The 22,908-nt window shown below is 44.3% G+C and carries 11 protein-coding genes; all 11 read left to right on the top strand.

Annotated features, from left to right (window positions below):
* Window positions 1–71: 71 nt before the first annotated feature.
* Window positions 72–2,891 carry a 2-oxoglutarate dehydrogenase E1 component gene (sucA, locus tag V7R35_RS08245; RefSeq protein ID WP_334014262.1) on the top strand — a complete coding sequence of 940 codons (2,820 nt, stop codon included), beginning with the start codon at window positions 72–74 and terminating at the stop codon, window positions 2,889–2,891.
* A gap of 9 nt (window positions 2,892–2,900) precedes the next feature.
* A complete protein-coding gene (gene odhB / locus V7R35_RS08240; RefSeq protein WP_334014261.1) occupies window positions 2,901–4,406 on the top strand; it encodes a 2-oxoglutarate dehydrogenase complex dihydrolipoyllysine-residue succinyltransferase in 1,506 nt (501 codons plus the stop codon).
* Window positions 4,407–4,558: 152 nt separating this feature from the next.
* Window positions 4,559–5,725, top strand: a complete 1,167-nt coding sequence (gene sucC / locus V7R35_RS08235; RefSeq protein WP_025255208.1) for an ADP-forming succinate--CoA ligase subunit beta — start codon at window positions 4,559–4,561, stop codon at window positions 5,723–5,725.
* On the top strand, window positions 5,725–6,597 hold the full coding sequence (sucD, locus tag V7R35_RS08230; protein WP_014998326.1) for a succinate--CoA ligase subunit alpha: 873 nt from the start codon (window positions 5,725–5,727) through the stop codon (window positions 6,595–6,597). The genes sucC and sucD overlap by 1 nt, the downstream gene beginning before the upstream one ends.
* 326 nt (window positions 6,598–6,923) lie before the next feature.
* Window positions 6,924–9,791 (top strand): TonB-dependent receptor, encoded by a 2,868-nt coding sequence (locus V7R35_RS08225; protein WP_334014260.1) that lies wholly within the window; start codon window positions 6,924–6,926, stop codon window positions 9,789–9,791.
* A 170-nt stretch (window positions 9,792–9,961) separates the two neighbouring features.
* On the top strand, window positions 9,962–11,449 hold the full coding sequence (locus V7R35_RS08220; protein ID WP_334014425.1) for a tryptophan halogenase family protein: 1,488 nt from the start codon (window positions 9,962–9,964) through the stop codon (window positions 11,447–11,449).
* 9 nt (window positions 11,450–11,458) lie between these two features.
* Window positions 11,459–12,958: a tryptophan halogenase family protein gene (locus tag V7R35_RS08215; RefSeq protein WP_334014259.1), complete on the top strand. Its 1,500-nt coding sequence runs from the start codon at window positions 11,459–11,461 to the stop codon at window positions 12,956–12,958.
* Window positions 12,959–13,262: 304 nt separating this feature from the next.
* Window positions 13,263–16,313, top strand: a complete 3,051-nt coding sequence (locus V7R35_RS08210; RefSeq protein WP_334014258.1) for a TonB-dependent receptor — start codon at window positions 13,263–13,265, stop codon at window positions 16,311–16,313.
* A 71-nt stretch (window positions 16,314–16,384) separates the two neighbouring features.
* Window positions 16,385–20,716 carry an alpha-1,6-glucosidase domain-containing protein gene (locus V7R35_RS08205; protein ID WP_334014257.1) on the top strand — a complete coding sequence of 1,444 codons (4,332 nt, stop codon included), beginning with the start codon at window positions 16,385–16,387 and terminating at the stop codon, window positions 20,714–20,716.
* A 604-nt stretch (window positions 20,717–21,320) separates the two neighbouring features.
* Complete coding sequence (locus V7R35_RS08200; RefSeq protein WP_334014256.1) at window positions 21,321–21,836, top strand: RNA methyltransferase; 516 nt, start codon at window positions 21,321–21,323, stop codon at window positions 21,834–21,836.
* Window positions 21,837–21,895: 59 nt separating this feature from the next.
* Window positions 21,896–22,858 carry a PEP-CTERM/exosortase system-associated acyltransferase gene (locus tag V7R35_RS08195; RefSeq protein ID WP_334014255.1) on the top strand — a complete coding sequence of 321 codons (963 nt, stop codon included), beginning with the start codon at window positions 21,896–21,898 and terminating at the stop codon, window positions 22,856–22,858.
* Window positions 22,859–22,908: the final 50 nt, after the last annotated feature.

The following is a 22,908-nucleotide window of genomic DNA, read 5'->3' as shown; positions in this document are numbered from 1 at the left end:
ATGCTGAGAATAACCTTATAATACATCTTGATTGTTAACTAGATTTTATAAAACGTAGCAAGGCAAATTAAATGCAAGAAAGCGTGATGAAAGCGTGGTGGGATTCCTCGCACATGGCAGGTGCCAACGCTGCCTATGTTGAAGAGTTGTATGAAACTTATTTAGAAGACCCGCAAAGTGTCTCTGAAAACTGGCGACAAATCTTCGATAACCTCCCCAAAGTCGATGGCGTAGAGTTAGAAACCAATCATACAGAAATTAAAAATCAGTTTAGGCAACTTGCTGCGTTAGGGCCTACAGCCCGCATGTCTAGTCCGTCTGTGCCTTCTGCAAATATTTCAGACGACAGGCAAGTCAAAGTTCTTCAATTAATCAACGCTTTCCGCTTTCGCGGTCATCAAAATGCTAACCTAGACCCATTAGGTTTGTGGAAGCAAGAGCGTGTGCGCGATATTGAATTGTCTCACCACTCTCTGTCAGAGCAAGACTTCGACAGCGTATTCAATGTGGGTTCTTATGCCATAGGCAAAGAAACAATGTCGCTAGGCGAACTATTTAAGTCGCTAAACCGCACATACTGTGGCTCTATCGGTGCTGAATATATGCACATCACCGATACCGACCAAAAACGTTGGTTACAACAAAAAATCGAATCAGTACAAGCAAAGCCTGAAATTTCTCGTGATGAGAAGTTAAGCATCTTAAAAGGTTTAACTGCTGCTGATGGTATGGAAAAATATTTGGGTTCTAAATTCCCAGGTGCAAAACGTTTCTCACTAGAGGGTGGTGATGCGTTAATTCCAATGCTTAAAGGTTTGATTACCAAAGCCGGAACCGCGGGCACGAAAGAAGTTGTTATCGGTATGGCACACCGTGGTCGCTTGAATGTGTTAGTTAACGTTCTTGGTAAAAACCCATCAGTACTGTTCGATGAGTTCTCTGGTAAACACGACGACTCGCTAGGCGCGGGTGACGTGAAATACCACGCAGGTTTCTCTTCAGATTTTGCGACTCCGGGCGGCAATGTTCACTTGGCGCTTGCGTTCAACCCATCTCACCTTGAAATCGTAAATCCAGTGGTGATGGGCTCAGTTCGTGCGCGTCTGGCACGACGCAATAACGACACTAATACTGTTCTACCAATTACTATTCACGGTGACTCTGCAATCGCAGGTCAAGGTGTAGTACAAGAAACGTTCAATATGTCACAGACTCGCGGCTTTGCCGTAGGTGGTACTGTACGTATTGTGGTTAACAACCAAGTTGGTTTTACAACGTCTAAGACAGAAGATACGCGTTCGACGCAATACTGTACTGACATTGCAAAAATGGTTCAGGCGCCTATTTTCCACGTAAACTCAGACGATCCAGAAGCTGTTGCTTTCGTAACGCAGCTTGCGCTTGAGTATCGCAATAAGTTTAAGCGTGACGTGGTTATCGACCTTGTTTGTTACCGTCGTCACGGTCATAACGAAGCTGATGAGCCAAATGCAACTCAGCCGTTGATGTATCAAAAAATTAAAAAGCATCCAGTGCCACGCGCTATCTATGCTGATCAGCTTATCGCTGAAGGTGTAATCGAACAGCGCGATGCAGACCGCTATATTGAAGAATATCGTGCAGCACTAGACCACGGCGCGTGCGTTGTGGAAGAGTGGCGTCCAATGACAGAGCACAGCGTTGATTGGTCTCCATACCTTGGTCATGACTGGGATACGCCATACGATGGTTCACTATCAGTTGAAAAACTGAAAGAGCTTGGCGAAGCAATTACGACAATTCCAGAAGAGCACAAACTTCAATCGCGCGTTAATAAGCTTTATCAAGATCGTAAGGCAATGGTTGCTGGTGAAAAGCTACTCGATTGGGGTATGGCTGAGAACTTAGCCTATGCCACTATCGTTGATGCTGGCGAAGATATCCGTATTACAGGTCAGGATTCTGGTCGTGGTACGTTCTTCCACCGCCACGCTGTATTGCACAATCAAAGCGATGCTTCTACTTACATGCCGCTTCAGCACATCCGCGAAGGGCAAGGCGAGATTGAAATTTACGACTCTGTACTTTCAGAAGAAGCGGTTATGGCGTTTGAGTATGGTTTCGCTACCGCTGAGCCAACTTGCTTAACCATTTGGGAAGCTCAATTTGGTGACTTTGCAAATGGTGCACAAGTTGTATTCGACCAGTTCCTAAGCTCAGGTGAAGCAAAATGGGGCCGTCTATGTGGTCTAACTGTTTTACTTCCGCACGGTTACGAAGGTCAGGGTCCAGAGCATAGTTCTGCACGCCTTGAACGTTTCTTACAGTCATGTGCCGACCACAATTGGCAAGTGTGTGTACCTTCTACACCTGCACAGGTTTACAACATGCTTCGTCGCCAAGTTGTGCGTCCAATGCGTAAACCGCTTATCGTGATGTCACCCAAGTCATTATTACGTCATCCACTGGCTGTATCTTCAATGGAAGAACTGGCTGAGGGTAAATTCCACAACGTAATCGGCGAGATTGACGATATCGATCCGAAGAACGTTAAACGTGTGGTGATGTGTTCAGGTAAGGTTTACTACGATTTGTTAGACCAGCGCCGTAAAAATGAGCAAACAGACGTTGCGATTATTCGTTTAGAGCAACTTTATCCATTCCCACAAGAAGAATGCGCTAAAGTTGTGGCACAATATAGCCACGTAAAAGATTGGGTTTGGTGCCAGGAAGAGCCTCAAAACCAAGGCGCGTGGTACTGTAGCCAACACCATTTCTGGCAAGCAATTCCAGATGGTGCAAAATTAACATATGCGGGCCGTGATGCATCCTCGTCGCCTGCAGTAGGTTATGTTTCCGTTCACAACCAGCAACAGAAAGCCCTGGTTGAAGACGCACTCACAATTAAATAAGGAACAGTAATGACAATTGAGATAAAAGTTCCGGTTCTACCTGAGTCAGTTGCCGATGCCACCATTGCAACCTGGCACGTTAAAGCCGGTGACGCAGTTAAACGAGACCAGAACCTGGTTGATATCGAAACTGATAAAGTGGTTTTAGAAGTTGTGGCGCCAGCGGACGGTACAATGGGTGAAATCCTAAATGAAGAGGGTGCAACGGTTTTAGGCGAGCAAGTCATTGCTAAGTTAGAAGAGGGCGGCGCGGCTGCTCCTGCTGCGTCTAAATCAGACGAGCCAAAAGAGGAATCAAAAGCTTCTGCACCGGCAGCATCTGGCAAAGCGTCAGACGTGAAAGTACCTGTACTTCCAGAGTCGGTAGCTGACGCTACTATCGCTACGTGGCACGTTGCTGTTGGTGAAGCAGTATCTCGTGACCAGAACCTAGTAGACATTGAAACTGACAAAGTCGTTCTTGAAGTGGTTGCACCTGCAGATGGTTCACTAAGTGAAATCATTGCGGAAGAAGGCGCTACGGTTACTGCTGAAGAAGTTATTGCTAAGTTTGTTGAAGGTGCAGCGAGCGGTGCTTCTGCACCAGCAGCATCTGCAGAATCAGACGATAGTGAAGACAGCAGCGATGCACTAAGCCCGTCTGTTCGTCGTCTACTTGCTGAGAAAGGCGTAGATGCAGCAAAAGTGAAAGGCACAGGTAAAAATGGCCGCATCACTAAAGAAGATGTAGAGAAGTATCTTAAAGGCGGCGACAGTTCATCAAAAGCGGCGCCTGCTGCAGCTGAAGCACCAGTTGCCGATTTACCTACAGGTAATCGCACAGAAAAACGCGTTCCTATGACGCGTCTTCGTAAGACAATTGCGAACCGTCTTCTTGAAGCTAAAAACTCTACAGCAATGCTAACTACGTTCAACGAAGTAAACATGAAGCCAATCATGGACCTTCGTAAGCAGTATCAAGAGAGCTTCGAAAAACGTCACGGCATTCGTTTAGGCTTTATGTCGTTCTATGTTAAAGCGGTTACCGAAGCGCTGAAACGCTTCCCAGAAGTTAACGCGTCAATCGACGGTGATGACATTGTTTATCACAACTATTTCGACGTATCGATTGCCGTTTCTACACCTCGAGGCCTAGTAACGCCAGTACTTAAAGATACTGACACACTAGGTATGGCAGGCGTAGAAAAAGGAATTAAGGAACTAGCACTTAAAGGTCGTGACGGTAAGCTGTCATTGGCTGAACTACAAGGTGGTAACTTCACTATCACCAACGGTGGTGTGTTTGGTTCACTAATGTCTACACCAATCATTAACCCGCCACAAAGCGCTATCTTGGGTATGCACAAAATCCAAGATCGCCCAATGGCTGTTAATGGAAAAGTAGAAATTCTACCAATGATGTACCTAGCGCTTTCTTATGACCATCGTATTATCGATGGTAAAGAATCAGTAGGGTTCTTGGTAACAGTTAAAGAGATGCTTGAAGATCCAACACGTCTACTACTAGACGTATAAGACTTTCGTCTCACTTAATTGTGGTTGGGCGCTTTGCTCGTGTTATCTTGCCAAGCGCCTAACGCAACGCTGATATTTACCCTATAATATCAGTCTAAATAATCAAGTCGCATTTGCGGCTTTTGTCTTACTAAAAATCGGATAGAAACACCATGAATTTGCATGAATACCAAGGTAAGCAGCTATTCAAAGAATACGGTTTGCCTGTTTCTGAAGGATACGCAGCAGACACTGCTCAAGGTGCTGTAGAAGCCGCTGACCGAATTGGCGGAGAAGAGTGGGTAGTTAAGTGTCAGGTACACGCGGGCGGTCGCGGTAAAGCTGGCGGTGTAAAGCTAGTTAAAAACAAAGACGACATTCGCGCTTTCGCTGAAAACTGGCTTGGCAAAAATTTGGTGACTTTCCAGACTGACGAAAATGGTCAGCCTGTGAGCAAAATCCTTGTTGAATCTTGCACAGATATCGCTAACGAGCTTTACCTTGGTGCAGTAGTTGACCGTACAACCCGTCGCGTTGTATTCATGGCATCTACTGAAGGTGGCGTTGAGATTGAAACTGTTGCAGAAGAAACTCCAGAAAAAATTCTTAAAGCTGAAATCGACCCAATTGTAGGTCCTCAGCCTTACCAAGCACGCGAAATGGCGTTTGCTCTAGGTCTTTCTGGTGTTCAAATTAAGCAATTCACTCAAATTTTCCTTGGCCTAGCTAAGATGTTTGAAGAGCTTGACGTAGCGCTTATCGAAATTAACCCGCTAGTAATCAAAACTGACGGAAACCTACATTGCCTTGACGCAAAAGTAGGTATCGACGGTAACGCACTATATCGTCAGCCTAAGCTGAAAGATATGCAAGACCCTTCACAAGAAGACGCGCGTGAAGCACACGCGGCTCAGTGGGAGCTTAACTATGTTGCGCTAGACGGTAACGTAGGTTGTATGGTTAACGGTGCAGGCCTTGCAATGGGTACGATGGACATCGTAAACCTACATGGTGGCAAGCCAGCTAACTTCCTTGATGTTGGTGGCGGCGCGACTAAAGAGCGTGTAGCTGAAGCATTCAAAATCATCCTTTCTGATGACAATGTTAAAGCGGTATTGGTTAACATCTTCGGTGGTATCGTTCGCTGTGACATGATTGCAGAAGGTATTATCGGTGCGGTTAAAGAAGTAGGCGTAGAAGTACCAGTAGTTGTACGTCTAGAAGGTACTAATGCAGAGCTTGGCCGTGACGTTCTAGCGAACTCTGGTCTAGATATCATCGCTGCTGAATCGCTAACTGATGCAGCACAGAAAGTTGTTGCTGCAGCGGAGGGCAAATAATGTCTGTATTAATTAATAAAGATACTAAAGTAATTTGTCAGGGTTTCACTGGCGGTCAGGGTACATTCCACTCTGAACAAGCAATTGCTTACGGTACGCAAATGGTTGGTGGTGTTACACCAGGCAAAGGCGGTACTGAGCACCTAGGTCTTCCAGTATTCAATACTGTACGTGAAGCGGTAGAAGCAACTGGCGCAACTGCAACAGTTATCTACGTACCAGCACCTTTCTGTAAAGATTCAATTGTTGAAGCTGCAGATGCGGGTATCGAGCTAATCGTATGTATTACTGAAGGTATTCCAACGCTAGACATGCTTTACGTTAAAGAATACGTAGAAGCGAAAGGCGTTCGCATGATTGGTCCAAACTGCCCAGGTGTTATCACTCCTGGAGAGTGTAAAATTGGTATCATGCCTGGTCATATTCACAAGCCTGGTAAAGTAGGTATTGTTTCTCGCTCTGGTACGCTTACGTACGAAGCAGTTAAGCAAACTACTGACGAGGGTTTCGGCCAGTCTACTTGTGTTGGTATCGGTGGTGATCCAATTCCTGGTTCAAACTTCATCGACATCCTTCAGATGTTCCAAGACGACCCTCAAACTGAAGCTATCGTAATGATCGGTGAGATCGGCGGTACTGCAGAAGAAGAAGCAGCGGCGTTCATTAAAGCGAACGTAACTAAGCCTGTTGTTTCTTACATTGCAGGTGTTACTGCTCCTCCAGGTAAGCGTATGGGTCACGCTGGTGCAATCATCGCAGGCGGTAAAGGTACTGCTGATGAGAAATTTAAAGCACTAGAAGACGCAGGTGTTAAAACTGTACGTTCACTAGCTGACATCGGTAAAGCACTACGCGAAACTACTGGTTGGTAATTAGCGTTAGCAAGCAAGATGTTAAAAGCCCGCTTTAAGCGGGCTTTTTTATTGATTTTTGTTAACAATTGAAATTATTTCAATGTAACAATATTACAACTTTTTCTCTCTTAAGCCCCATTTATACGCTTTTTATGTTGTTAAATTACATGATTCCATAAAAATGCTTTGTTAACGCAGTGTTGCATATTTTTATTGAATACGTATGCAGGCAATTGTGCATTCCCTAGGTCCTCTATAGCATTATGCCGACGAGATGTATTGTCATTTAATTGTCATAAGAACAACAAAAGACAAAAACTATAACCGTATGGGACACCCGTTTTATGAAACAATTTAAACCCAACCTAATAAAAGCTGCGCTTATTTCAGGCGGTGTAGCATTTGCAAGTTCTCCTGCATTTGCACAAGAAGCAAACACTGATGCTGTTGATGAAGCAAACCTTGAAGTAATTCAAGTTAGCGGTATTCGCGGTAGTCTACAGCGTGCACAAGCCATCAAGATGGACAACACGTCAATTGTTGAAGCCCTATCTGCTGAAGATATCGGTAAACTTCCAGACACCAGTATTGCAGAATCAATTGCACGTCTTCCTGGCTTAGCGGGTGAACGCCGCAACGGTCGTACAAGTGGTCTATCTGTTCGTGGTTTCAACGAAAACTACGTAGGTACAACGCTTAACGGTCGTGAGCTTCTAGGTATGGGCGACAACCGTGGCGTAGAGTTTGACCTTTACCCAACTGAGATTGTTTCAAATATCCTTGTTTATAAGACTCCAGAAGCAGGCCTTATGACACAAGGTATTGGTGGTACAGTTGATATTCAAACTGTAAGCCCGCTACATGCAAAAGAAACGTTTGCTATTAACGGCACGTATGAGGCGAACCAAAAAGACGCTGGTAACCCAGATTTCGACAACAAAGGTCACCGTTTGTCGGTTAACTTTGTTGATCAATTTGCAGATGACAAGCTAGGTGTAGCACTAGTAATTGCTGACATGGAATCTCCACGTCAGGCACAACATTTCCGTGGTTGGGGTTATGCGAATGCAAACCCAGACAATGCTGCCGAAGGTGTTGAAGTACCAGAAGGTACAGTTATTCTTGGTGGTCACGACTCATTTACACGTTCTGCAATGCTTGAGCGTACGTCAATTGCAGGTGTTATCGAGTATGCACCTACTGAAGACCTAACTATTCAATTCGACGCACTATATATCGACTTCGAAGAAAATGATGCGCGTCGTGGTGTTGAAGAAGGTGGCGCAGAATGGGGTACGGGCGCTTACACAATTACAGGTGTTGAAAATGGCCTTGTAACCTCTGGTTACTACGACGGTTTCCTATCAGTAATCCGTAACGATTCAAGACAACAAAAAGCAGAACTTACGACTTTCGGTCTAAACGCTGAATACATCATTAACGATAACTGGACGGCAACGTTCGACGTATCAACTGGTGAAGTAGACAAGCGCATCACTGATGTAGAAAGCTACTCTGGTGTAGGCCGTGCAGGTATTGACGGTCGCCCACTAACGCCACGTGCTTGGTCAATGACGTCTACTGGCGCTGTTTATAGCGATCACCCAACGTTAGATAGCGTAGACCTTGGGGATCCTAATGCGATATTCCTTGCAGGTCCTCAAGCGTGGGGTGGTGCATTAGCACCAGTTGAAGCATTCCAAGGTGTTGATGGCTTTGGTCCAGAAACAGCTCAGGATGGTTTCGTAAACGATCCGGTATTTAATGAAACGCTAGATGCAGTTCGTTTAGACGTAGAAGGTTTTGTTGAATGGGGTATTTTCTCTCGCCTAACTACTGGTGTTAACTACCAAATGCGTGAGAAGAGCAAAGATAATAACGGCTTCTTCTTGACTGCACCTTCTTGGCCTAATCAAGAGCTAGTACCTAACCCTATTGGAACAGCTGATTTAGGTTTCTTAGGTATTGATGGTGTAATTGCCTATGACGGTCTTGGTCTATACAGAAGCGGCTACTACACGCTAACTGATGCAGAGCTTTTTGAGAACGGTCGTCGTGGTGATACTTATACCATCGAAGAAGACATTCTTACCGCTTACGCGAAACTTGACATCGAAACTGAAATCGGTGACGTATTAGTCGTTGGTAACCTAGGTCTTCAAGTTATCAATGTTGACCAAACAGGAACTGGTTTCAATACAACATCGGGTCCTTCAGGTTTCACATCATCGGTGCCGGTTTCTGATGGTGATTCATACACTGATGTGCTTCCAACCCTTAACCTTAGCTTTGAAATTGCGGAAAACCAGTTTATTCGTACCGCACTTGGTAAAGTAATCAGCCGCCCACGTATGGATGACATGCGTCCAAATAATCAGGTTAACTTTACTTTCAACGATCAGCAAATCGCTTCTGATCAGCTTGGTAATAGCCCTTGGTCTGCAAGCGCTGGTAACTCACGTTTAAGACCACTTGAAGCCAATCAGTTTGATATTGCTTATGAAAACTACTTTGCCGATACCGGCTATGTTGCGGTTAGCTTTTTCTACAAAGACTTAACTAACTGGCACGTTGCAGGTCAGACAATAGGTGATTTCAGTTCTTCTTTCATTGAAGGTTATCACGAAACGTCGGGTCTATCAGATGTTACTGGAGACTTATTAATTGATGAAAGAGATGTTATACCGCCACAAACGTTTCAAGGTTTCGTAAGCTTCCGTGAAGACGGTCTTGAAGGTTTTGTTCGCGGCTGGGAGGTTCAAGGTAGTCTTCCGTTTGACTTAATCCACGAGTCACTAGAAGGCTTCGGTATGTTTGCAAGTGCAACATTCCTAGACGGTCAGCTAGATAACGGTGATGCAGTACCTGGTTTATCAGAAGAAACATACTCACTAACCGCTTTCTACGAAAGCAATGGTTTCGAGTTCCGTGTATCAGCAACTAAACGTGACGCATTTGCCACAGAAGAGCGTGCTATCAGCCTATCGCTTGCGCAAATTCAAGACCAAGGTGTTAAACAAGTTGATGCGCAAATTGGCTATGACTTTGACGAGTCTGGCATTGAAGCGCTTAAGGGCTTACGTGTAACGCTTCAAGGTCAAAACCTTACTGACGAGCCAACAGTTCAGGCTAACCCTGGTGACAGCCGTCAAATTACTAAGTATGAAACATACGGCCGTAACTTCCTTCTTGGTTTCAACTACACGTTCTAAGTGGTTGTTGAAAAAGCGCTTGTTACATGCAAGCGCTTAAACAAGTAACATTAAAAAAGCCCCAATTTACGTAATGTGTTGGGGCTTTTTGTTGTATAGCAGTACATGTCATGATATTTAATGATGATAGTAGTGTAGCCACATAAAAAATGGTGACGGCAAAAAATATGATGAATAAAGCGGTAAAAAATGTAGTTATTGTAGGTGGTGGTACAGCCGGTTGGATTTCAGCCGCTGTTATCAAACGTCTTATCGGTGCGGGCGTAAATGTAACGCTTATTGAATCTGAAGAAATCGGTACCGTTGGTGTAGGGGAAGCCACTATTCCGCCTATCATCACCCTTAACAACGTAATGGGGATAGACGAAAAAGAGTTCTTACGCGAAACAAACGCTACCATGAAGTTGGCGATCAAGTTTGAAAACTGGCGTGTAGAAGGAGAAAGCTATTTCCATACTTTTGGCGCCCCGGGTAAAAGCTACGCTTTTTGTCATTTTCATCATTATTTTAAACGCGCTCAAGAGTTAGGACTATCTGACTCGATATGGGAATACGATTTAAACTACCTTGCCTGTAAAGCGGGTAAGTTTGCCCATATCAAATCTCCCGACCCAATTATAGAAATGCCGTATGCCTATCATTTCGATGCGTCGCTGTATGCTCGATTTCTTCGTAAAAAATGTGAAGCAATGGGCGTTACTCGTAAAGAAGGCATTATTACCGATGTTAAACAAGACGCAGACAGCGGCTTTATTACCGGGGTAACGCTTAAAGACGGTGCTCATATTGAAGGCGATTTGTTTATTGACTGTTCAGGGTTTAAAGGGCTACTTACCCAACAAACATTGAATACGGGTTATGAAGATTGGTCGCATTGGTTACCTTGCGACCGCGCAGTGGCTATGCCTTCAGAGCGTCACGAACATACGCGCCCTTACACACGTTCAATAGCACATTCTGCTGGTTGGCAGTGGCGTATTCCGCTTCAGCACCGCAATGGTAATGGTTTAGTGTATAGCAGTAATTATTATTCTGATGAACAAGCACTCGATATTCTGTCTAATAACCTTGATACCAAACCGCTTGCCGACCCTAACTTTATTCGCTTTAAAACAGGACGAAGACGCAAGCAGTGGAATAAAAATGTAGTGGCTGTTGGGCTTTCTAGTGGGTTTTTGGAGCCCTTAGAGTCGACCAGTATACATTTGATTCAGTCTGCGGTGGTTAGACTCATTCACTTATTCCCGCACGAAGGGTTTAAGCAATATCAGATAGATGAGTACAACAAACAGTCTCAGCTTGAATATGAACAAATACGTGATTTCATTATTTTGCATTATCACGTAAATGAAAGAACAGACTCCCACTTCTGGAAAGATCTTCGTGAGATGGACGTACCAGATAGCTTGACGCATAAAATCGAGCTTTTTAGAGAATCTGGAAACCTGTTCAGAGAGCAAAATGATTTGTTCTTAGAAAGCTCTTGGCTGCAAGTATTGATGGGACAGGGCGTTCATCAGAAAGACTACCATCCGCTGGCGAATGCACTGTCGGAACAAAAACTTCAAGAATTGATGCAAAACATCAAGCGCATCAAAAATGAGCCAATCGGTAAAATTGCAAGCCACGATGATTTCTTGAAACAGTTCTGTGGTTAAAAACAGATCATGAATAAACCAAAACATATTGTTATTGCTGGCGGTGGTACTGCGGGTTGGATGGCCGCTAATTATTTTGCGCATAAGTGGCCATCAGACAAGGTTAAAGTTACGCTGATTGAATCTCCTGACATTGGCATTATAGGTGTGGGCGAGGGCTCTACACCTACGCTTAAGCGTTTCTTTGAAGAGCTGGGTATTAAAGAAAGTGACTGGATGCCCAAATGCAACGCCACTTACAAAGTAAGCATTCAGTTCAATGATTGGAGCCCTGCCTCAGGGGTCAAGCAGTATCGTCACCCGTTTATCTCTCAAACCGATACCTTCACTCAGCGAGCATTTGAGGTTAACTGCCGCACTAGAAGGCTAGGGCTTGATACCCACGTTGCACCGGAAGATTTCCTTATCAACGGTGTGTTGGCAAAACAAAATAAAGCGCCGCTAACGCCTGAAAACTTTCCGTTTAGAATGGAGTATGGTTACCATTTTGACAGTGCACTGTTGGGTAACTATTTACGAGATGTCGCAGTGGGAAGAGGCGTAACTCATGTTAGTGCTGTTATTAGCGATGTCGCTTTACATGCTAGTGGTGATATTGCGTATCTTGTTACCGATACAGGCAACATAGAGGGCGATTTCTTTGTAGATTGTACAGGGTTTTCTTCTGCGTTGTTACAGCAAGCTCTGGGTGTTAAGTTCAACGCTTATTCCGATAACCTATTTAATGATTCAGCGGTTGTTTTGCCCACACAGGTGCAAGAAAACATTCAGGTGGAAACCCAGTCAACTGCGCTATCAAACGGGTGGTGCTGGTCAATACCTTTACAAAACCGCACCGGTAACGGTTATGTTTATAGTGCCTCTCACTTATCCAGTGATAAAGCTGAAGCTGAATTAAGAAGACACCTCAATCTTGAAAACAGTGATGTGGAAGCCAGACACCTCAAGATGAAGGTAGGGCAAGTTGAGCAGCACTGGCAGAGAAATTGTTTGGCACTAGGGTTGTCTCAGGGATTTATAGAGCCTCTCGAAGCAACGGCACTTCATCTTGTTCAAATTTGCATTGAATATTTCTCAGATATGTTTGAAAAAGGTGGTTTTTCAAACAGTGAGAAAAACACCTATAACGCATTTGCCAAAGAACGATTCGACAGGGTACGGGACTACATTGTTGGACATTATAAACTGAATACCCGTGATGACAGCGATTATTGGCGAGATAACAGAAATAACATGGTGCTGTCAGACTCATTGAAGTCGATTATTAACACATGGTTTCAACGTGAAGATCTCGCTAATGAGATAAAGCGTCAGAATATTGGAATGCATTGGGACTCGGTTTCATGGCATTGCTTATTTGCTGGATATGGCGCATTTCCAGCGCTGGCTCAAAATCAACCTGGTAGAGGAGATTTATACAAGGAGCAGGCAATTGAACAGTTTATTGGTGGCTGTGCACTAAATTTTGAAATGCACCAAGAGGTATTACAAAAGCAATCTAGCTTGTGATGACTTTTTGTTGTAGCGCATAAACCACACCCTTCCAATTACCCCAAATATGGCATAAATAAGCACTTTTATTCATAGCATTTCCGCGCCGTTTTTTCATTGCGGCGCATTGTCTCTGTAACTCATTGAAAATTAATTTGTGAAACCATGTTTCACAAATGTTTAATTATTGTTAATGAATACGTATGCATAGCGTTGCTCCCTTTTTGTACAACCCAGTAATATTCTTTGTTGAACCATAAGAGGCATTTTTGGGTGTGGTAGTCCTAAAAGTGCTGATAATAAAACAAGGAATGGGACACCAATGAAAACATTCAAACCCAGCACTATCACGGCGGCTCTGATAAGCAGTGGTATGGCGTTTTGCGCTACACCTTTGTTTGCCCAAGAGTCACCGGATACGTCTATTAACGAGGTTGAACGAGAAGATGTTGAAGCAGTAGAACGCATAGAAGTTCGCGGTTTTAGCAGTAGCCTTATTCAATCACTCAATCAAAAGCGTTTCTCTGATACAGTATCTGAGCAAATTTCAGCCGATGATCTAGGCGGCTTACCAGATGTTTCTATGGCAGACGCGCTCACGCGTTTACCTGGTATATCAGCTGTAAGAACCGGTGGGCAAGCGGCGCAGATTAACATTCGTGGCTTATCGGGAGACTTTGTTTTCTCAACCTTGAACGGAAGAGAGCAGGTATCAACAAGCGGCAGCCGTGCAATAGAGTTTGACCAATATCCATCTGAGCTTATCAGCGAAGCCGCGGTTTATAAATCACCCAAAGCGTCGTTAATTGAAGGGGGTATTGCTGGTACTGTTGAATTAAAAACAGCATCGCCTCTTGCGATGGACGAACAACATAAGTTCAGTGCCAATATGCGAGGCATGTACAACGATAGAGCTTCAGAAATCAGTGACGCGTCCGAATACGGTCACCGATTAAGCTTCTCTTATCAAGGTAAGTTTTTAGACGACACATTAGGGGTTTCACTCGGCTATGCAAGATTATTCCAACCCAGTGTTTCAACACAGTTTATTGGCTTAGCATACAACGGGCTTGTTGATGTCGATGGGCTTGAAGGAGACACACAAGGGCCTGAATCTTGCCCTGAGTGTGAGTACATCTCAGAAGGTTTTGAGATGCAGCATAAGGGCGGTGAAGAAACGCGTGACGGCTATGTAGCTGCGTTTGAATGGGCGCCAATAGATACGTTTACGCTAAAAGCGGATGCGTTTATATCTGAATTTGACTCCGAGGCCTTCGCACGAGGGTTCCGCGTCAAATTGGGCGGTATTAACGCTGGTATCACCAACCCTGTTATTGTAAACAACAACGTAATTGGGGGCACGTTCTCGCGCACCGATAACAGTTTTACGCGGGTAGAGCTTGTAAACGATGACAACCAAGACTTCGACAGTGTAACGAATTTAGGCATTAATGCAGATTGGGAAATAACACCTAATTTTGCTGTTCAGTTAGACGTATCGCGTTCAAGCGCCGAAAGTGATTTCAGAAATGGTTTACTGTGGTCACTGGTTGGTGAAGACGCAAATGCTGCTAACCCAGTGTTCGATGAAAATGTTCAAATAAGTTATTTGCTTAATGGCAGTAATTTACCGGATCTTGGATTTAACCAAACCGATGCTTTTACCGATTTAGATCGCGTTATGGTAAGTAAATATGGTATCTATCCATTTAAGAACAAAGACGAGTTAGATGCTTACCGCGTCGATTTTCAATATTACGTAGACACGCCAATCGTGTCTGGTTTCGAATTTGGATATCGCTATTCCGATAGAGAATACAACAACGACCGTTCGGTATTTGAATATGGCAACGACAGCGCTTTCTCTGTAAGCGAACCACCGCTGCGACTCACATCAGACATGACTGAGGTGGTTAATTGGAGTGGCGATTTCGGCTATTTTCCTAGCTATCTGTCAATTGATTTAGACACTGCATTGAATGCGTGGTTTCCAAACGGTCGCCCTCAACCTGTGCAAACGTGGGGACCCGGTGCCGCCGGTGTAATAAATGGTCCAGGTACTGGGCCTGCCACGGCATGGACACTTCAAGAAAGTGGCGATGTATTTGAAACGGTAAATTCCGCCTACTTTATGGCTAACATCGATACTGAAATTGGTAGCCTGCCAGTAACAGGAAACATAGGTGTGCGCTATGTTAAAAGTAAGCAAAGTTCCACAACGTTGCAGCGTGCAACACAGTTAATCTCAGATCCTGAATCTGGTGCAACGGTAGAGGTGAGCGATCCAACTGCTGGCGCACAAAATATTGTTGATGAAGTGGGCTTAATTAATAATTTTTATCGCCCTGCGTTAATTACCCATGAGTACAGTGATGTGCTGCCCTCAATCAACCTAAACTTCCAGCTAACCGACGACACCCAGTTACGTGTTGCCGCGGCTAAAGTTATGGGCCGAGCGCCTATTAATCGTTTTGCTGCCAATGCTTCTACCACCATTGAAACAGTAACAGCGTTTCAAGATAGAGACTCAGGTGAGATAACCCTTTCAACACCCACGGCACGTGTAAATGGTAATGCGCGCAACAGTCCTTATCTTGAACCTTTCTACGCCACCCAGTACGACGTTTCATGGGAGTATTATTTCAGTGAAACCGAGGGTGCACTTATAGTGGCAGGTTTCTATAAAGACATTGAATCTTTTGTGGAAGATATAGAAATAGACCCTTATGACTTTTCAGCCAATGGCATTGTAGTGCCAGACTCAGTACAAGTACCTGTATTTTTAACGCCTGAATTTACAGGGCAAGAAACAGAGCTTGCTCGCGATGAAAATGGTGACCCAATTTTCATCACAGTTCCAACCGAAAACGGTAGCTACAGCACTGCTGTGAACAACGCTGAAGGTGGCTACATTCGCGGTCTCGAAATTGCTTACACGCAAATTTACAGCATGTTACCGGGCATGTGGTCTGGGTTAGGGGTAAGTGCAAGTTACTCGTACACCGAAAGTGAAATTCAGCGAACTTTGGGTAACGGTGTCTACGCAGCAAATCTTCCCGGACTATCTGAGAATGTAGCAACGCTCACTGTCTTTTGGGAATACGAGGGTTTTGAAACTCGTGTCTCTAGCCGTTACAGAGACGCATTTGTTTCTCAGCAGGTTGCGGTAAACGATCAGGTGGTTAACTTCGATTCAGAACTGGTTATCGATTATCAAGCCTCTTATGAGGTCGATGAAAATTGGAGCGTTCTATTCCAAATTAACAACCTTACTGATGAGCCTACTAAGAGCTATTTCTCCTCGCAGGAACAAACAGGAACCATTCAGTATTTCGGAACGCAATACTTCCTAGGGATGACATACCAACTATGAAAAAGCTAATCCTCAGGTCAATTAAAGAAAACGCGGTGAAACCTTCACAAAACCGTTTTTGGGAGAATTCTATGTTTACTAAAACCACAGCATGGCGCGCAGCGCTATTGCTTGTAGGGGCAGTTACATTAGTGGGTTGCGGTGGCTCTGATATAGAGTCGGGCACCAATGATTTACTTACTTGTGACGTACCCAATGTGCCTAATTCAACTGGCACTGAATGTGTGCCACCACCGCCTATTCAGTGTGATGCGCCCACTGTGCCAAATGAAACCAACGATGCGTGTGTTGTCGGTGCCGATCCAACTCTACCTGCGCCAGTATTCACGCCATCGTCTAATCAGGCTGTGCTGTACTACAACAGAGCGTCAGTTGATGCAGACAATTCTGCAAACGACCCTATGTATGAAGGCTGGCGTCTTCACACGTGGAATAACGATACATGCGACGCCTATGCTGATGCGGACACAGACTGGGCAAACGGCCGAGTACACAACGGTATCGACCCTAACTACGGAGCATATTGGGTATTTGAGTTAAAAGAAGGCTATGGTGATTGTCATAACTTTATTATTCACAAAGGTACTGACGATGCAGGCAAAGAAATGGGTGGAGGCGACTTCCAAGGTTCGCTAATCCAAGACGACGAAACCTTTGTCCGTATGAATTTCACTTTGTCAGGCGAGCCTACAATTTTCGAATATCCTATTTTATCACTTGGGCCGCAAGCAGCAGATATCGAAGGCTTTGGCGCACATTGGCTAGATGCCAATACCATCTTGTGGAATGTGCCAGAGGCGGTCTCTGAGGTAAAACTGCACTATTCAGCAGATGCCGACCTTGAGAGCACGCTAGAAGAAGGGATAAACGGCACATCGGTTTCGCTAATGCCTACGACATTGACTGAAGATCAGCAAGCGCGAGCGCCACATCTTTCTTCAATGCAAGCGTGGGAAGGAGATTGGAATGAAGACGATGCTAAAGCTGTATTGAGAACGCAAGCCGTTTTAGGTGGTTACGATGCAGAAGGTACATTGCTTGTAGCAACTGGCATTCAGCTAGCGAATGCCATTGATGCACTCTACACATCTGGTGAAGATGATGCTAATGAAGCTATGCTCGGCGGTATTTACACTGACTCGGGAATAACAGCAGCGGTATGGGCACCAACGGCTAGTAACGTTGACTTGATGCTATACAACGATAACAAAACACTGAATCAGCGTATCGCAATGACACGTGATGACACGTCAGGCGTATGGCGTTATGAAGGTGATATGTCGCTTGATAGGGCGCTTTATCGTTATGAGATAACAGTTTACCACCCGAATACAGGTAATATTGAAACATTACTTGTGACTGATCCGTACTCGGTGTCACTTTCAACTAACGGACGTTTTTCTCGTTTTGTTAACTTAACGGATGATGACCTTAAGCCAGAAGGTTGGGATACTCATACTATACCTACCGTTGAAAACCCTGAAGATGCGGTAATTTACGAAGGGCATATTCGCGATTTTAGCGTACGTGATATGTCTACATCTGAAGCTAACCGTGGTAAATACTTAGCGTTTACCGAAACGAATAGTGCACCTGTTGAACATCTTAAAAAGCTCGTTGATGCAGGTCTTAATTATTTCCACGTTTTGCCTGCTAACGACATCGCTACTATTGATGAAGACCCGTCTAAAACTATTGACCTCTACGATACTGTAGGAGCGCTATGTCGATTAAATGAAGAGGCTGCTGTTTGTAATGAAGAAGACAGTAACACGCTTCTTATCGATGTATATAACGCTTATGACCCATTAGCTGAAGCGGCCAAGGCACAGCAATTAACTAACGATTTGCGTAATGTTGATACGTTCAACTGGGGTTACGACCCACACCATTTCAATGCACCAGAGGGCAGTTATGCATCAAGCGCTGAAGGGGTTGAGCGAATTGTAGAAATGCGCGCAATGATACAAGCGCTTCATGAGATGGGTTTAAGAGTGGCTTTAGACGTGGTGTATAACCATACAAACGCGTCTGGTGTTTTTACCAAGTCTGTACTCGATAAAGTGGTGCCGGGCTACTACCATCGCTATGAAGTTGATTCTGGTGCCATTGTGCGTGAAACCTGCTGCGACGACACAGAGCCTCGCAATATCATGATGGAAAAGTTCATGGAAGACTCGTTATTGATGTGGGCAGAGCACTACAAGTACGATTCATTCCGTTTTGACATCATGAGCCAAGCAACTAAAGACACTATGGTACGTTTGCGTGAGGTGGTTCAAACCGTTGACGAAGACAATTACTTCTACGGTGAAGGCTGGACGAAGATTGACCGTGGTTATGAACAGGCCAGCCAGCTAAACATGGCGGGTACGGAGATTGGTACGTTTAACGATCGTATTCGTGAAGCCATTCGTCAGGGAAATATATTCCGACCAGATTCTGACGCGCTACTGAGCGATCAAGACCGCGTAAAAATGGGAATGATTGGTACGCTTAAAGACTACATCTTGGAAACCTCGGCGGGCAGTGCAGGGGCAACGAGCAATTTAGGTGGTTATGCTGAAGACCCAGCTGACATTATAAACTACGTATCTAAACACGATAACGAAACCCTGTGGGATCAGCTTAATTACGTACTTCCTCACGATATTAGTCTGCAAGAGCGTGTTCGCGCGCAAAATGTCGCAATGGGTATCAACCTTGTTTCTCAGGGCATTCCATTTCTACAAATGGGCGGCGACATGTTGCGCTCTAAATCAATGGACAGAAATACCTATGATTCAGGTGATTGGTTTAACTACATAGATTTCACTTATCAAACAAATAACTGGAATGTAGGTTTGCCAATAGCGCAAGACAATGAGGGGCGTTGGGAAGAGATGGGCGAGTTTATCTACGACCCAGAGCGCGCAGCCTCGTCGGCAGATATTCTTTTTGCTTCGGATGTTTTTACTGAACTGCTGTCGATAAGAATGACAAGCCCGTTATTTAGGTTAACGACATCACAAGACATCATTGACCGCATTGGTTTCCATAATATTGGTTCACGCCAACAGCGTGGCCTGATAGCGATGAGCCTGGACGATGGCGTATCATCAGATAGTGAGATGCCTAGAAGCGATCTAGACCCAATGAATGATGCATTGATGGTTCTGGTAAACACAGGCTACGAAGAAAAGTCGATTACTGTGAATACGGCAACGGGCTTTTCACTTCACCCTACGTTGATGAACTCTGTTGATGAAGTGGTGCGTGGCGCTTATTTTACGGAAGGAGATGATGGCAACGGTACGTTTACGGTTCCAGCGATGTCTATTGCGGTATTTGTTAAACCGCAATCAGGTGCACAAGGTGTTGGATTGTCTGCTTTTGCTACGGCAGGGGCCCCTGATGTAGTACCTTATGGCGACACTGTTGCTTACCTTCGCGGTGACATGAATGGCTGGTCAACAAACGACGCATTTAGTTATCAAGGAGATGGTATTTATACGGTTGCAGTAGCTCTTGAAGGCGGTACTACCTATGGCTTTAAGTTTGCTTCTGAAGACTGGAGTACAGTGAACTTTGGTGCACCAGATGGTGATGATGGTGCAGTCACAGCAGGCGAAGAAAAACTTCTAGCTCGCACAAATACTAACCTTTCGTTTACGCCATCTGCAGATGCCACTTATTTGTTTACCATTGATGCAACAGACAGTGAAGCGCCAGTAATCACGGTAGAAAACGAAGAGCCTTACGTGGGTACACCTGTTTTCCTTCGTGGTGCCATGAATGGTTGGGGTACTGTCGAAGAGTTTGTATATCAAGGTGGGCGAGTTTACACCTTTGCGAGAGACCTAGAGCCAGGTACTTACGAGTTCAAAGTTGCATCGGAAGACTGGAATACGGTGAACTTTGGTGCGGTGTCGTCTGATGATGCAGACCGAAATGTGTCGCCAGGACAAACAGTGGGACTGGCTAGAACCAACGATAATTTGGTACTGACGATAGAAGAAACCGACCGCTATGTGTTTGTTTTCGATGTTACCTCACTGGACGCTCCAACGGTTGGCGTGTTCAAAGAAGCCTACTGGGGCGACACAGAAGTGTTTGTTCGTGGTGGCATGAACGGTTGGGGGGCAGTTGATATCTTTAGTTACCAAGGCGCTGGTGTTTATACAGCAGAAGTAGAGTTAAGTGCTGGCACGGTAGAGTTTAAAGTTGCTTCAGAAGATTGGGCAACAGTTAACTTAGGTAACCCCAACGATGCTGCGTCAAATGTGGTTGAAGAGGGAACGCCAAAAACACTAGGTGGTAGTAACAATAACCTAGTGATGGATGTACCTGAAACAGGCACCTATTTATTTAGTGTTAATGGTCCTGATGGCAATGCCCCATGGCTAGTTGTTACTAAGATATAACGCGCTCAATACAGAGTATTATGTTGTTTAAAGCCGTGCTTTTTCAGCGCGGCTTTTTTATTTCTATGACAGCTTTTTAAGCATTGGTGGAGTTTGAGCGAGTACCTTTAATGGTCGAACTATTACGACTTAGCATCACTGAATGTTACTTATTCGGAACACATTGTTGTTTTTAACTCAATATTCGTCTGCGAAATAATCTGCTGTATAAAAATGATCTTAATATCAGAAGCTTGCGATGTATGTGTTTAGCGACAGTTCGAAAGCGTTTTTATCGTATTCTGAGTATTAGAAAATTTAAGTGGTTATGTGTAACCTTTTGAAGTTTGTTCTTTATAAATATAAATTTTCGTAAGTTGTTGTATTTTAATTATTAAATAAATTTTTAAAAGTGATAGATAAATAAAAGTAAGGAAATATTCAAACTGGTGCACATGTTGCTGTTGACGTACCTGACGTTACACGTTGTAATGCATTGAGAATAAGATTGCCAATTAGCTGAGCATCACACACGATAAGCAATGGCAGCGAAACGCATTACATGGCACTATTCGCGACTTAATTAAAGCGTGCAATAAAAGCAGCAGATAAAGAGCGAATAAAAGTGCAATTAGCAAATCAGAAAGTGTCGTTGGGATTAATAAACCCCAAAAATCCTGTGAATGTGGCCTCAATACTGCGAGCGGCAGGATGTTATGGGGTTGCCAGCGTATTTTACACGGGTCAACGCTTTCGCTTTGCAAAAGATTTCAATGCCGATACAAAAGCGTTTCATAAAACAATACCAACGATAGGTGTAGATGACCTGCGAGAGGTGGTTCCTGAGGGAGCGAGTGTCGTAGCTATTGAGTTGGTAGAAGGAGCGAGTCCGCTACCTAATTTTGAGCACCCTGATAATGCGTTTTACATTTTAGGGCCAGAGGACGGAAGCATCAGCGAAGACGTTTTGTCATGGTGTGACCATGTGGTTTATGTACCCACGTATTCGTGTATGAATGTGGCTGCAACTGCAAACGTCTTACTCTACGACAGAATGGCAAAATCGGAATTTGAACGCGGTAATGAATTAATAAGAAACAGCCGTGATAAAAATAATAAAACAAAATTAAAACAACAGTGAATGGTGTAGTTGCAACTAGGAAGTTCCCCACACACCTGTAAAAATCTTTTGGGAGCTTAATGTTGAATTGTTTATCAGAGAATATCCAGTTGCAGGCGAGGCACGAGAATAAAGTGCTCACAAATGATGCTAAAAACACGCCGAACACGGATGGGAAGAAACACCAGAGCCTAGATAAGCTAATAGCCTCTTTTTTCTTTAGCCGCTATAAGCTTGTCGTTGCGTCAAACAGTAAAGAAAAGAAGGTAGGTTATGAAACCCGCCATCAAGTGTATTGTGAAGAAATGCGTTACGAAGCCGAGAACGAACGTGCACTTGAGCAAGACGCCTATGACAAACGTGCAATAAGCTGTCATATTCAGCATCTTCCAACGGGAAAATGTGCTGGCACTATTCGGTTGGTGCTGCCAAAGCTAAACGGCGAAGGTTTACCGGTTGAAGATAAGTTTTCAGATATTTTTGAAGACCCTTCGCTTTTGCCGTCGAGAGAAGCTGACCAAGGCGTTTGTGAAATATCACGTCTTGCTATTCCTAAAGACTTCAGAGTAAGGCAGTTTAGATCAAAAATTTTGTCGTCTGGCTTGGGGAGCGCGACTGTCAAAAGTAAAGTCAATATCGACCAACTACCGTATCTGTCTATTGCGCTATACCTTATGGCAACAAGCATTTGCATAAAGCACGATTTACGTTTTGCCTATGTACTTATGGAACCAAAGCTTGCCAGACGAATGAAGGCGTTTGGCATTGATTTTAAAGACATAGGCAGTAGCGTAGAATTTAATGGAAAGCGCGTGCCTTACCGTATAGACCCGAAGGTATTAGTCAGTGAGTTGGCAAAGCCGCTGCGAGGGTTTTATCAATCAATTGATAAGGCGCTTGAAAATGAGACGCAAGCTGCTTTCGATCAAATACAGCCTAATCAATTGGAAGTCGATGATATTCAGCATAATGAATACATGGCGCAAAATTCTACAAAGAACAATTCGGCTAATGCATCTTTAGGGATTATAAAAGCGGCTTAGTAAATGTTAGGTTTACCCCAAAAGACCACTCAAATGTTTGTTCTTTAGTC

Origin of the sequence: Alteromonas sp. S167 (genome assembly GCF_036864375.1) — a bacterium.
In the GTDB taxonomy this organism is placed as follows: domain Bacteria; phylum Pseudomonadota; class Gammaproteobacteria; order Enterobacterales; family Alteromonadaceae; genus Alteromonas.
This window is presented reverse-complemented; position numbering and strand designations above follow the sequence as displayed.